This is a genomic window from Bacillus sp. 22475, from assembly GCF_052044835.1.
Taxonomy (GTDB): domain Bacteria; phylum Bacillota; class Bacilli; order Bacillales; family Bacillaceae_G; genus Bacillus_A; species Bacillus_A cereus.
The window spans coordinates 1-14,192 of the sequence record NZ_JBQENW010000006.1 but is presented as its reverse complement, the minus strand read 5'-3'; the positions used below and the strand labels follow the sequence as shown (position 1 = coordinate 14,192).

The following is a 14,192-nucleotide window of genomic DNA, read 5'->3' as shown; positions in this document are numbered from 1 at the left end:
CCTCTCTCCCCCATAATTTTTTATTAGGCCCCTATTTCTTTTTTGTAAGCAATATATGAATATCCCATAGTTAATCCTACTGCACCAATAATAATTCCAACCATTACGAAAGATTTCCACGTTACTGGTGCAAAAACACTTAAAATCATAATGATCCCCAATGCAACAAACACCTTTCCGCTAAAACGGTGTGTCTTTCTCCATACTTCTTCGCTACTTAACGTCCACGGCGTTTTTATACCTACAAAATAATTTGGTTTACATTGTGGTAAATAGTTTCCGATGACTATAAATAAAATACCCACTAATAATTCCGGCACGCGATTAATGAATAAATTGTATCCTAATCCACTTGTAATAATATCTATATTCCCTACAAATAGTAGCAGTAATATCCCGTTATTCATCATCATAAAAGCTTTAGAAAACTTCTCGTAGTTTGCTTTCTTTGGATCAATCTTTGGTAACACGTTTAGAAAAATATATAAAACAATCATAATTCCAACCATAGAAAGCATTCCATACAATTTAGAAGAATATCCATCTACTTTACCGCCGCTCCAATGCGTTGCAATTGTATCCGGTAAATGTGGCCAAGCAAACGCCCAAGCTAAACAAGTTATAACAATTAATAAGATTGCAAAAAGATGCTTTTTCATTTCACCTCTTCCCCCTTATTCGTAAATGTAAACACCCAAGTCAATAAATCTTGAAAGACCGTTGTATTTAAAGAGTACACAACGAATTGCCCTTTCTTTTCATCTTGAATAAGTTCAGCATTTTTAAGTGCGCTTAAGTGGTGTGAAATACTGGGTTTTGTCATATTAAAATGTTCAGCAATCTCACCAGCGGTTAGATCACCTTCTTTTAATAAGTCTAAAATTTTTCGCCTTGTTGGATCTGCTAATGCTTTGAATGCTTGATTCAATGTCTTTCTTCCTTTCGATAATTAGACATTTAGATATTTATCTAAATGTTAAAATGATTACCGTTATTTGTCAATTGTATCCAGCGCCCTTTTTACTTTTCTCACTTTTAACCTATACTGTTTACTAGCTTATCTTTCAACATAATGAAAAGACTTGAAACACATGATACACTATAGCTACAATTGTTTTTTTGAGGAGGAATATACATATGTATAAAATTTTAATCGTTGAAGACGATCCAAATATTTCATCATTACTGCAATCTCACATTCAGAAGTACGGTTATGAGGCTGTAGTAGCAGAGAATTTCGATGATATTATGGAATCGTTTAACGCTGTGAAACCACATCTTGTTTTACTTGATGTAAACTTACCGAAATTCGATGGTTTCTACTGGTGCCGTCAAATTCGTCATGAATCTACTTGTCCAATTATTTTCATTTCAGCTCGTGCTGGTGAGATGGAACAAATTATGGCAATTGAAAGCGGTGCGGATGATTACATTACAAAACCGTTCCACTACGATGTTGTAATGGCGAAAATTAAAGGACAATTACGTCGTATTTACGGTGATTATGCACCAAATATTTCTGAACGTATCGTTGAAGTAGAAGGTTTAAAACTATTCCCAGAACGTCCTGAAATACACTTCGGATCTGAACAAGTTCTTTTAACGAAGAAAGAAGCTATTTTAGCTGAAATGTTATTATCTAAATTCCCTCGTACAGCGAGCCGTGAAGATTTATTAGCTGCGCTTTGGGATGACGAGAGCTTCGTTGAAGAAAATACATTAAACGTAAACATTACGCGTCTTCGTAAAAAGTTTAATGAGCTTGGCATTGAGAACTCTATTGAAACAGTACGTGGACTTGGATATCGCTTTAACGCAACTTGGAGTGAATAAGCATGAAGCTATTTTTACGTGATCATTTTGCATTTTTCCTACTGTACGTTTTAAACTTCGGTATCATTTTCGTTCTTTATGATGCAGTAGATGGATTTCAAAACAATAAATTTTACTTCGTCGTTTTAAGTTTATATTTATTTATTTGTTTCCTCGCTTACCGTTACGTTCGCAATCGTAGAATGTACCATAGATTAAGCGAGCAACCAGAAAAAATGGAAGATGCGTTTATTGAAAGAGCGACTGCTCCGATGCCTCACGGTGTCAATGAACTCGTGCGTACGCAGTACCGCCTCTTCCAAAAAGAACTACAATCGTATGAAGTAAAACAACAAGAACATCAACTATTCATTAACCATTGGGTACATCAAATGAAGACACCTGTTTCTGTTATGCAGCTTATGGTGCTAGAAATGGAAGACGAGCATTTAATTCCAAAGTTTAAAAAAGAATTAGAGCGTCTAAACCAAGGGCTTGATATGGCTTTATACATGGCTAGGTTAAATAACTTCCATGAAGATTTCCATGTCGAGACGATTTCATTAAAAGATACGGTAACAAAAAATATTAACGGATTAAAAGAACTATTCATTCGTAATGGTGTCTTCCCTGTTTTAGAAGTCCATTCTGATTTAAAAGTTGCTTCTGATGCGAAATGGCTAAAATTTATCATCTATCAATTAATGACAAACGCTGTTCGTTACTCCGGTGAGCGCGGAAAGAAAGTTTTCTTATCTGCTTACCGAAACGGAAAAGATATTATTTTAGAAGTTCGTGATGAAGGTGTTGGTATTCCACAAGAAGATATTCGAAGAGTATTTGAACCGTTTTACACTGGGAAAAACGGTCGCGCCTTCGGAGAATCTACTGGTATGGGACTTTATATTGTAAGTAAAATTTGTGATTATTTAGGTCACTCTGTCAAACTAGATTCTGAAGTTGGTAAAGGAACGACGATTAAAATCATCTTCCACAACGCTGCAAATAATCAAGCAGAACATACGGAGAAGGTGACCGAAGTATGATCGTAACATATGCAAGCAAAATGTATGAGAACTCACTCTCATACATTTTTTGCAATACAACTACTTCTATATCTTCTAGCCGGAGGTATAATCTATGACATTTTGGCAATTTGCATTTAAAAACGTCACGCGCAACTCGAGAGCTTATTTTGCTTACTTTGTAAGTAGTTCCTTTTCCATTGCTGTGTTCTTTTCGTTTGCTGTTTACTTATTCCATCCGAAATTACAAAACTTTGGCATTACCTCTGAAATTTCAGGATTAATGGTATTTTCAGAAGTAATAATTGTATTTTTCTCTTTCTTCTTTTTACTATATTCCATTGGTACGTTTTTAAAAGTTAGAAAAAAACAATTTGGTGTTTTAAGCATTTTAGGAATATCGAGAAAACAATTACATCGTCTTGTTTTTATGGAAAATATGTTAATCGGAATTTTATCTATCTTTTTCGGCATGCAGTTTGGAGTTGTTTTTTCTCAATTTTTCTTATTAGTAACAGCCAAACTTACGCATGTTCCAGGAATATATTTATACGGGCCTACTAACGCGTTTATTTTAACAACCATTGTTTTCCTTAGTCTTTTTATCATTGTATCTGCATTCACACCAATGCTAATTCGTACAAAAAAAGCAGTACACCTTTTAAAAACAAATGGTGGAAAACAAAAAGAAAGAAAACCATCCATACTTGTTTCATTATTTGGTGCGATTTGTTTATTTGGTGGTTATGCGTTAGCTGGAAATCCTAAATATTTCGTATCAGTAAGCCCGCAAATCGGTGTTATATATATGGTTTCAAGTATTTTCGTTATCCCAACGCTTGTTACAATTGGAACATATTTCTTCTTTTCACAAATTAGTTTCTTACTAATTTATATTTTAAAGAAAAGAAGGAAGTTTTATATGAAACGGATTAATATGCTTTGGATTTCGGATTTAGCGAGCCGTATTCGAACGAATATTAATATGCTGTTTATTGTAGCGATGCTATCTACAATTGCTTTCACAATGATTACGTTTCTATATGGATTCGGGAAATTTATTAAGCTAGAGGTGAATAGAACTTCTCCTTTTCCAATTTCTTATTTTTCTTATGATGCGAACCCTTTTGTTACAGAGCATTTAAATTGGCTTGAGCAACAATTACAAAAAGAGCATTTCCCCTATCAAAAAATAAAAGCTGATATATATGAAACACCACTAAAAGAAGATAAAGATATAGCTATTTATAATGACGTATACGCAATTAAGCAAAGTGACTATAACAAACTTGCAGATTCTTTACGAATGAAACAACTATTTATGGATGATAACGAAGCATATGTGCTAACAGGGACATCTTATATCACCATATTCAACGAATTTGAGCAAAGCTACAAAAGAGATTACATTACACTGTCTAGTACAAATACGAAATTACGAGTGAAAGGCTATGAGCATGTGAGTGCAATTCCATCTGGCTTTTCATATCAAACGATAGTTTTGCCTGATGTTATCGTAAATAACTTACCTAGCACCGTAAAGCATATATCAGCATACAATTACAAAATTCAAAACTGGGAACAGACATATGAAATTGCTGATAATTTTATAGAAAAAGTGCAAAAAGATCGAAATAAATCCCAGTATGAAGGACCTCTTATTCGTTCCTTTGAATCAGCAGGATCGTTATACAAAATAACATCAGGCAGTGCTGCATTTTTCCTAATTGGGACATTTTTAGGAGTTATTTTCTTCATTGGAGCTGGTAGCGTTCTTTACTTTAGAATGTATACGGATTTGACGAACGAACAAGAGAAATATATAACGATTTCTAAAATCGGTGTAACAGATACAGAGATGAAACGATCTGCAACCATTCAACTTAGTATTTTATTTTTCATTCCGTACATTATGGCATCCATTCATACAATGTTCGCAACAAAAATGCTACAAGATGTAATTGGTTTATCTCTGTTCAAAGAGGTTTCAGCCGTTCTTATTATTTTTGGATTCGTTGAAATCGTATTTTTCGTATTCATTCGTTCACTTTATATGCAAAAATTATCACAATACACGAGTGGACAAAATATTTAAAATAAACTTGATGAAAAGAGTATTTCTTATGCTCTTCTCATCTTCACCCTATCAGGAGGTTCAGGTGAATGACATTTTGGCAGTTTGCATTTAAAAACGTGACGCGGAACGCCAGAGCTTATTTCGCCTATTTTGTAAGCAGTGCGTTCTCCATCGCAATCTTTTTCTCATTTGCAGTTTATTTATTTCATCCTAAATTGCATATGACAGACGTGAATTATGCTCTGAACATATTAATGACAATTTCAGAAGTTGTCATTGTGTTCTTTTCATTTTTCTTTTTACTGTATTCAATCGGGACGTTTTTAAAAGTACGAAAAAAACAGTTCGGGATTTTAACAGTACTTGGCATATCTCAAAAACAATTAAAGCGACTCATATTTATAGAAAATATGTTAATTGGTGCTCTTTCTATATTTTTTGGTATTCAACTTGGAGTTGTCTTTTCACAGTTCTTTTTATTAGTTACCGCCAAAATTACACACGTACCTGGTTTATATTTATATCCGCCTACAAGTGCTATCGTTTTAACTATCATCATCTTTCTCGGGCTCTTCATTCTCGTATCATCTTTTACACCGATGCTCATTCGCACGAGAAAAGCCGTACGTCTTTTAAAAGAAGGAAAACAACAAAAAGAAAGAAAAGCATCCGTGCTCATCTCTCTATTTGGTGCGGCATGTTTAATAACTGGATATGTATTAGAATCCAATCCATTATATTTTATGTCGTTAGGCGATATCATTGGGCTTTTATATGCCGTCTCTAGTATATTTGTTATTCCATCGCTTATTGCAGCTGGAACATACTTTTTCTTTTCACAAATTAGTTTTTTACTTATTCGTATTTTAAAAATGCGAAGAACGTTTTATATGAAACGAATTAATATGCTTTGGATTTCGGATTTAGCAGCGCGCATTCGGACAAACATTAACATGCTTTTTATTGTAGCGATGCTATCGACACTCGCTTTTACAATGATTACATTCTTATATGGATTCGGGAAGTTTACAAAGTTTGATGAAATTAGGAAAAATCCTTTCCCGTTTACGTATTTATCACATACTGAAAATACATTAGCTGATGAACATTTAAACTGGTTAGAGCAGAAATTTAATGAAGAGCATTTTACTTATACGAAATTTAAAACGGATATATATGAAGTATCTTCAGCTGAAGATAACACGCAGCTCTATTACGCAGTTAAACAAAGTGACTATAATGTACTTGCTACAGCATTAAATTGGGAAAAATTCACGGTAAATAAGAATGAATCTTATATTCTTATGAAAGACTTAGATGATCAAGTTATTGGAACACTTCACAATGAAGAAAAGAAAAATACTCTTACACTTACTCAAAACAATTTACAACTACAAGTGAAAGAATATAAAAGTTATAGCCCATTCCCAAACAGCTTAATATACCAATTACTCATACTATCTGATGAAAATGTAGAATCCTTATCCACAGTTTCCAAACAAATGAGTGTATATAACTTCAAAGTTACAGATTGGGAAAAAGCACATAATATCGGTTCATCGTTTATAACAAAAATTGATAACGATAATGCAGCAATTCAAGCAGAGCATCCACCTTTCCATGCAAGTGAAGCGAGCGATTCCCTATATAAGACAAAACTAAATGTCGCTTCGTTCTTCTTAATTGGTACTTTCTTAGGTGTAATTTTCTTTATCGGTGCTGGTAGTGTTCTTTACTTCCGAATGTATACAGATTTAACAAATGAGCAAGAAAAATATATAACGATTACGAAAATTGGCTTAACTGAAACTGAAATGAAACGTTCAGCGACAATTCAGCTTGCGATTCTTTTCTTCGTGCCTTACATTATGGCATCAATCCATACGATGTTTGCGACAAAGATGCTACAAGAAGTTTTACATCTCTCGTTCTTCGCTGAGATTACAGTCGTACTGTTGATTTTTGGAACAGTTGAAATTTTATTTTTCCTTTTAATTCGTTCCTTTTATATGCAAAAATTATCACAACATATCAAGTTTTAAAAGTAGAAAGGTGATTACTATGGAAGAAGTATTACACATAAAAAACGTCTCAAAAGTATATGAGGGAAAAGTCCCTCATACTGCTTTAAAAAATATAAATTTACACGTAGATAAAGGGGAATTCGTTGCCATTATGGGTCCATCTGGTAGCGGGAAATCTACATTTTTAAACGTTATTTCTACAATTGATTCTCCTACTTCTGGTGACGTCGTTATTAACGGAAAAAAACCACACACATTTCGTAGAGAGAAGTTAGCTATTTTCCGCCGCCAAGAGTTAGGATTTGTTTTTCAAAACTTTAACCTACTAGATACACTAACAATCGGTGAAAATATCGTACTACCTTTAACATTAGATAATGTTCCATTAAAAGAAATGGATGAAAAGCTTGATAACATTTCAAAAAAACTTGGAATTGATCATATTTTGGACAAACGTATTTTTGAAGTTTCTGGAGGACAAGCACAGCGTACTGCAGTAGCACGCGCTGTTATTCATCACCCTTCTCTCTTACTAGCCGATGAACCGACAGGGAACCTGGATTCAAAAGCCGCTATTGATGTAATGGAGTTATTTACGAAATTAAACAAAGAAGAAGATGCAACGATTTTAATGGTTACGCACGATCCGTTTGCAGCAAGTTATTGTAACCGTGTTATTTTCATTAAAGATGGAGAGCTTTACAATGAACTGCACCGCGGATTATATCGCGAGAAGTTTTATCAAGAAATATTAGATGTTCTAGCCTTATTAGGAGGAAGACGTGGATGACGTTTTGGCAATTCGCATTTAAAAATGTCTCACGTAATTCAAAAGCATATTTCGCCTACTTTGTAAGTAGTGCGTTTTCTATCATGGTTTTCTTTTCATTTACTGTATACGCGTATCATCCACGCTTACAAATTATGAATCAATTACAGGAACAAGATCCGCTCATGAACTTAACCGGAATGGCACAGTTTGTTATCGTCTTGTTCTCGTTCTTCTTTCTCTTATATTCTATCGGGACATTTTTAAATGTACGGAAACAACAATTTGGCGTTTTAACTGTTCTCGGTATATCTCAAAAACAATTAAAACGTCTTTTGTTTACTGAAAATATGATCATTGGAATGCTCGCTATCTTTGCAGGTATTCAAGGCGGTCTTGTGTTCTCTAACTTTTTCTTACTCGTTACCTCTAAATTAACAAGTGCAAAAGGTCTCTATTTATATTGGCCAACAGAAGCAATCATCGTTACAACAGTAACTTTTATTATTTTATTTCTTATCGTATCTACGTTTACACCGATGTTCATTCGTACTCGGAAAACAACTCGATTAATTAAAAATAATAAAAAAGAAAAAAACGAAAAAAGACCGTCTATACTCATTTCATTATTTGCCTTAATTTGTTTAGGACTATGCTATTATATAGCTGGTTATCCGCAAGGCTATATAACTGAAAAAAATTTACAAAACGGATCTGCACTCCTTATTATTTTATCTATTTTACCGCTCGTAGTGGTGGGAACATATTTATTCTTTTCACAAACGTTTCTTCTCTTTATCTTTATTTTGAAGAAGCGGAGAAAGTTTTATATGAAGCAAATAAATATGTTATGGATTTCAGATTTAGCTAACCGTACTCGTAGTAATATTAATGTACTCTTTATCGTTTCTATGCTATCTGCACTTGCATTTACCATTATTATTGGATTATTTGCTATTAATAATAATACGAAAGCAATGATATTAGAACGCCGTCCTTTTCCCTTCACATATACGTCTACAGGGGAAAATTCACTTGAACAAAAACATATTGCTACAATTGAAACGGAACTTACAAATGCTAATTTTCAATACAACAAGCATAAGTCTACATTGTTAAAAGATACCGCTTTAAAAGAAGACATTGCTCTTATGAAAATGAGTGATTATAACACACTTGCGAAACAATTAAGAAGACCAGAAATACATCTTGATTCTACACAAGTTTATATTATTTCTCGTTACTCACCAGAGCTCTTAAATCTTGTATCAAATCCATTCGCAAAACAAAATACAATTACAATCGGGTCTAATAAAAAAGAATTTCATATTAAAGGATTTATTAATAAATCAATTGAACCAGCCTTCGTATTCCCTTATTTAATGGTTGTACAAGATGATGTATTCAATAATACGATTCCTCATATTGAAACAACCATAGTGTATAATTACTTCGTTGAAAACTGGGAAAATGCGATTGCTCCTACGAAAAATATATTAAAACATATTAGAAATGATACAGATAATTTCTATGAGGTACACAAAGATGCGGAATCTGATTTTCACCCCCCATTTAGTATTTATACAGCGGCCGATGACCTAAAATACAGCAAAGGCAGTTCAATTGCTACTTTCTTTATTTGGGCATTTCTCGGCTTTATTTTCTTCATCGGAGCAGCTAGTGTTTTATATTTCCGTATGTATAATGACTTAACAACTGAAAGACAAAAGTATATTACGATTACAAAGCTTGGCTTAACTGAATCAGAAATGTTTCGCTCTGCAACGATTCAATTAGGAATTTTATTTTTCGTTCCTTACATCGTTGCTGGTGTTCACACTTTATTTGCAGTTAAGTTTTTACAAAGCATGTTTTCTTTTTCATTACTAAAAGAGACATGTATCGTACTCACCTTTTTCGGGATTATCGAGATCATTTTCTTCTTCTTAATCCGTTCTCTGTACATTAATAAATTATCACAGCATATAAAAATATGAATAAAATGGCCTTGTGCGTATTGCACAAGGCCATTTTCAATAGTTTTTAATAATTAGCAGCAATATCCGCCGTAGCCACCATATCCGTAACCGCCATAACCACCATAGCCACAACCGCCGCCTCCTCCGAAGCAGCTAGCACCGATGATAATTAATAAAATAAACAATACGATTAGAAGCGCAAAACCGCCTCCGCAACCATGTCTGCGGTTACAATCATCATGTCTGTGTTCACACTTTTCGCTCATTACCCTATTCCTCCTTTAGTATCATTCATAACAAGTTCCTCTTGTTCTAAATGAGGGGATTCCATTTATATTATGTTTTCAGGGCGAATAGGAAGCTTGGCTTACCTAAAAACGGGCTTGTTTCAGAAAATGAGCCTTATCAAGATGTAGGTATAAAACATTTGACATACTAATAATTTCTTACTAATATTTAATTGAACGATCAATCAATTTTTTGATTACATATTCAAATCATATAAATTAGGAGTTGAATAACGTGACTGATTCTTTTATTGCAGAGGCTAGGCGTGAACAAATTATTCTTGCATGTATTGATACATTAGAAGAGGTTGGATATAACAACTTGAGCTTAACGAAGGTGGCAAAAAAAGCTAAGATTAGTACCGGACTTATTTCTTATCATTTTAATGATAAGCTTTACCTTATGAACCGTACATTACAATTTTTAGTTGCCAAACAACATGAATTTATTAGTAATCGAGTACTATTGGCTCAATCTGAAATAAATAAACTAGAGGCTTTTATTGAAGCACACTTGGCTTATCAAGAAACTCATTACAAAAATAATATTGCCTTAATTGAGATTGTCTTTAATGCAAGAAATGAAGAGAACGTTCCTTATTACAGAATCGAAGACGACGAAGAAGATGATGCTCTTAGAACGATGTTATTAGATATTTTGAAGACTGGTCAACAAAATGGCGTGTTTTCCGATTCTTTCCAAACCGACACATTAGCTTCATTTATTTTAGGAGCAATTGAAGAAAGAATGCTGAAGGCGAATTCATCGATATCCATAGAAAATTACTCAGATGAGCTCATAAAAATGGTGAAGAAACTTACTATTTAACTGCCCTGATTTTGAAAAAATATATATTAAGAAAGGATGAACTACAAATGAAAAAGGTATCTGTTATTGGATTAGGTTTTTTAGAAAAATTACTTGCTATATTAAGTCCAATCCTTTTAGGCGTTATTGGATATTTTTCACCTAAATTAATAGAGATTATAAAAAAGATTCCTCTCTTTTCTGATTCAAAAATTATAGAACTTTTAAATTTCATTAACCCCTTCTGGCTTCCTATTATCCTCATGCTAATTGGTGTTATTGCAGGAATTTTATTTTCTTTAATTATTTATAGTGAAGCTTTAAAAATGAACATTACTTCGGAAAGCATTCACGTGAATAAGGACGATCAAAAGAAACAAATCACCAGGTCAAATGTAAAAGCCGTTTTCCTAGATAAGCGTCAAGTCGTTATCATTGATCAAGAAGACCGAGAATGGTTACGTGAAACATCTGACATTAACCCAAGCAAAATTAAAGATACTTTCGTAATACACGGCTTCCCCTGGTTGGAACAAGATCCTTATAAACATGAGTATAGCTTATGGAAATTAGAGGATGAGCGATTTAATAAAAGCATAAATACTATTTTGTATGAAAGACGAAATGCTCTTCGAGAAGGAAACTCGAAAAAAAAGAAGCATTTACGCAAAGATTTGAATGAGCTAGGAGTCTTTGTCAAAGACGATGGAGAAGATCAGTATATCCGTTCCATTAAATAATAGAAAGCACAAAAAACGAATAAAACCTACAGAGGAAATGTAATTTCTCTGTAGGTTTTATTCGTTTAAATCTGACCTCCTCTCCTAAAGAAACATATTCAACAAAAGGGCAAAACCGAATGTAATAAATGATAACAATGTCTCCAGCACCGTCCACGTTTTAAACGTTTCCTTCACCGTCAAACCTAAATACTCTTTTACAAGCCAGAACCCTGCATCATTTACGTGAGAAAACATTAATGAACCTGCACCGGTTGCAATAACGAGGAGCTCTAAATTCACACCAGACATGTGCTGAATAACTGGTGAAACAATCCCTGCTGCTGTCGTTAATGCTACTGTAGCTGAACCTGTTGCAATTCGAATTAAACCAGCTACCATGAAAGCTAATACAATTGGTGATAAAGAAATATGTTCTGCCATTTGTGCAATAGCTGTTCCAACGCCGCTTTCAATTAATATTTGTTTAAATCCACCGCCTGCACCAATTATTAAAATAATAGAACCGACAGGCAATAAACTTTCATCTGTTAATTTTTTAATCATCTTTTTATTAATACCTTGTTTGATACCAAGTAAATAAAATGCTGCGAAACATGAAATAAGTAAGGCGATTACTGGACTTCCAATAAACACAAAAAATTCAGTCAACTTTTCCGGTAATGAAATATATGGCGCAACTACTGATAAAATCATCAATACAACTGGTAATAAAATAATAAAGAATGAAACTTTACGACTCGGTAAATCAGTTGAGACAGTCGTAACTCGAATAAGCTCTGGTTCATTTTCAGGTATAACCCTTTTATGTACCCACTTTGCAAATATCGGTCCTGCGATAATGGCTGTTGGTAAAGCGATAATTAATGAATATAAAAGCACCTTTCCTAAGTTCGCGTTATAAATACCGATTGCTGTCATCGCCCCTGGATGTGGTGGCACAAGCCCGTGTACTATTGATAATCCAGCAATAACAGGTAACGCGATTAATAAAATGTTTTGCTTCGTCGTTTTTCGAATTGAAATAACAAGTGGTAATAAAATGACGATCCCTACTTCAAAAAACACGGGAATCCCTATAACAAACCCTGCAAATAACATAGCCCAAGGTAATTTTTTTACGCCGAAAAATCGAATAAAGAAATCTGCAACTTGCATGCCTGCCCCTGAATCAGACATCATTTTCCCGAGTATAGTCCCAAGTGCCAAAATACCAACTAAATGCCCTAGTACACTACCAACACCAGTTTCATAGGCAGTTACTATTTTCGTTAAGTTCAGTCCAGACATAATAGCTAAAAATAAACTAGCAACTGTTAAACTAATAAATGCATGCCATTTCCACCATGATACCCCTAAAATGACAATTGCAATTGCAAGTAACGTGACGATTAATAAGTATATATCCATCTCTCATTCCGATACGATAAACTTAACTAAATCTATACAATTCAATCAAATTTATACAAGTTAGTGCTTCATCGTGTTCTCGCAGCCCCAAAGGGACGAGGGGTATAACACTCCACACGAGGCAGTATCGTTACCTCCTATTATCAAGCATTTATTTTACCCATCTTGATAAATTTATCGCAGCATTTACATCCCTATCGTGATAGCTATTGCATGAAGCACAACGCCACTCACGTATCTTTAAACTCCACTGTCCTTCTGGTTGAACTGAATGGTCGTATTTAACGCCGCAACATGAGCAAATCTTGCTTGAAGCGAACCATTTATCAGCTTTTACATACGCAATGCCGTACTTCTCGCACTTGTATGACAAACATTGAAAGAAGAAGTTTAATTTTTGAAATGAAAATGCTTTCGATAGTTTTTTGTTTTTTAACAGGTTTGAGATAGATAAGTCTTCCACAACAATTCTCATTGGTTTGGTTTTCACCAATTTAGCTGTTGCTTGATGGATATGGTTATTTCGGATATTCGTAATTTTTCTAGATAACCGCAGGTGCTCATCTTTCGCTTTTTCATATCCAGCAGATTGAATTTTCACACCTTTTTTAAATCTCCTAGACATATCTCTTTGCGCTGACTTTTTCCTTTTCAAAAGTTTTTTAACCTTGGCGTCTTTGTTTATATTTCGTTCTTTCGTACCATTAGAAGCTACAAACAGCTCTTTTAAACCAACATCCACACCGATTGACTCATTGGTTAGTTCTTGTGATTCAAAGTCTTCTTGGAACCCCACACTAATCCACCAGTGACGACCATCAAATGTAACTCTTGGATTGGATGGTTTTTTATTTCTTGGTAGTTGTTGGCTTGTTTTCACTTCTCCAATAGACTGAATATGAACGACTTTTTTTCCTATAATCAGTCTTTCATAATTGGCATAAAATCCTTGGATCAAATCTTTTTTGGATTTATAAGAAGTGTGAGAACCATTTTTGTACTTTTTGAACGAATGTTTTCTAGCCGTATCAAAATCTTTTGAAGCCTGTTTGGGAACTTGTGCATTAATGTCTTGTAACCACTCATATCTCTTTCGCTTCTTGATCTTTGTAAATCGTTTCTGTAAAGCTAACTGTGAAACAGATTTTCCAAATAGCTTATAGTATCTATCACTCATTCTTTTACAATAGTTATAAGCGAATCTTGCAGCACCAGCATGGTTTCTAAGCACTTTTTCTTGTTCAGGCGTTGGAATCAGTCT

The 14,192-nt window shown here is 34.0% G+C and carries 13 protein-coding genes; 8 read left to right on the top strand and 5 right to left on the bottom strand.

The window, feature by feature from the left end:
- Positions 1-23 precede the first annotated feature (23 nt).
- Positions 24-659, bottom strand: a complete 636-nt coding sequence (locus tag ACTJJY_RS11635; RefSeq protein WP_000716359.1) for an SdpI family protein — start codon at positions 657-659, stop codon at positions 24-26.
- Positions 656-928, bottom strand: a complete 273-nt coding sequence (locus tag ACTJJY_RS11630; RefSeq protein WP_440605557.1) for an autorepressor SdpR family transcription factor — start codon at positions 926-928, stop codon at positions 656-658. Before ACTJJY_RS11630 ends, ACTJJY_RS11635 begins: the two co-directional genes overlap by 4 nt.
- Positions 929-1,137: 209 nt before the next feature.
- On the opposite strand from ACTJJY_RS11630, the gene ACTJJY_RS11625 reads away from it, so the two are divergent.
- The 6 genes from ACTJJY_RS11625 (at position 1,138) to ACTJJY_RS11600 (ending at position 9,704) form a co-directional block, all read left to right on the top strand.
- Positions 1,138-1,833: a response regulator transcription factor gene (locus tag ACTJJY_RS11625; protein WP_000276738.1), complete on the top strand. Its 696-nt coding sequence runs from the start codon at positions 1,138-1,140 to the stop codon at positions 1,831-1,833.
- A gap of 2 nt (positions 1,834-1,835) precedes the next feature.
- Entirely contained in the window at positions 1,836-2,858 is a 1,023-nt protein-coding gene (locus tag ACTJJY_RS11620; protein WP_000765342.1) for a sensor histidine kinase, read from the top strand.
- Positions 2,859-2,952: 94 nt separating this feature from the next.
- Positions 2,953-4,932, top strand: a complete 1,980-nt coding sequence (locus tag ACTJJY_RS11615) for an FtsX-like permease family protein (RefSeq protein ID WP_440605556.1) — start codon at positions 2,953-2,955, stop codon at positions 4,930-4,932.
- A gap of 68 nt (positions 4,933-5,000) precedes the next feature.
- Complete coding sequence (locus tag ACTJJY_RS11610; protein ID WP_440605555.1) at positions 5,001-6,956, top strand: FtsX-like permease family protein; 1,956 nt, start codon at positions 5,001-5,003, stop codon at positions 6,954-6,956.
- A gap of 19 nt (positions 6,957-6,975) precedes the next feature.
- Positions 6,976-7,728, top strand: coding sequence for an ABC transporter ATP-binding protein (locus tag ACTJJY_RS11605; RefSeq protein ID WP_000393250.1), 753 nt, complete (start codon positions 6,976-6,978; stop codon positions 7,726-7,728).
- Complete coding sequence (locus ACTJJY_RS11600; RefSeq protein ID WP_440605554.1) at positions 7,725-9,704, top strand: FtsX-like permease family protein; 1,980 nt, start codon at positions 7,725-7,727, stop codon at positions 9,702-9,704. The genes ACTJJY_RS11605 and ACTJJY_RS11600 overlap by 4 nt, the downstream gene beginning before the upstream one ends.
- A 53-nt stretch (positions 9,705-9,757) precedes the next feature.
- Here ACTJJY_RS11600 and ACTJJY_RS11595 read toward each other — a convergent pair whose 3' ends face one another.
- Positions 9,758-9,952, bottom strand: a complete 195-nt coding sequence (locus tag ACTJJY_RS11595; protein WP_001290395.1) for a YjcZ family sporulation protein — start codon at positions 9,950-9,952, stop codon at positions 9,758-9,760.
- A gap of 256 nt (positions 9,953-10,208) precedes the next feature.
- Here ACTJJY_RS11595 and ACTJJY_RS11590 point away from each other — a divergent pair, with 256 nt between their 5' ends.
- The gene (locus ACTJJY_RS11590) at positions 10,209-10,802 is read left to right on the top strand and encodes a TetR/AcrR family transcriptional regulator (RefSeq protein ID WP_440605553.1); all 594 of its coding nucleotides are present in this window, start codon (positions 10,209-10,211) and stop codon (positions 10,800-10,802) included.
- A 47-nt stretch (positions 10,803-10,849) separates the two neighbouring features.
- Positions 10,850-11,521, top strand: a complete 672-nt coding sequence (locus ACTJJY_RS11585) for a YqeB family protein (RefSeq protein WP_440605552.1) — start codon at positions 10,850-10,852, stop codon at positions 11,519-11,521.
- A gap of 84 nt (positions 11,522-11,605) precedes the next feature.
- Here the strand turns inward: ACTJJY_RS11585 and gntP are convergent, their stop codons facing one another.
- Both gntP and ACTJJY_RS11575 read right to left on the bottom strand, forming a co-directional pair.
- The gene (gene gntP / locus ACTJJY_RS11580) at positions 11,606-12,931 is read right to left on the bottom strand and encodes a gluconate permease GntP (protein ID WP_440605551.1); all 1,326 of its coding nucleotides are present in this window, start codon (positions 12,929-12,931) and stop codon (positions 11,606-11,608) included.
- Between the two features lie 151 nt (positions 12,932-13,082).
- The coding region (locus tag ACTJJY_RS11575; protein ID WP_440605550.1) for an RNA-guided endonuclease InsQ/TnpB family protein at positions 13,083-14,192 on the bottom strand (1,110 nt) is incomplete at its 5' end.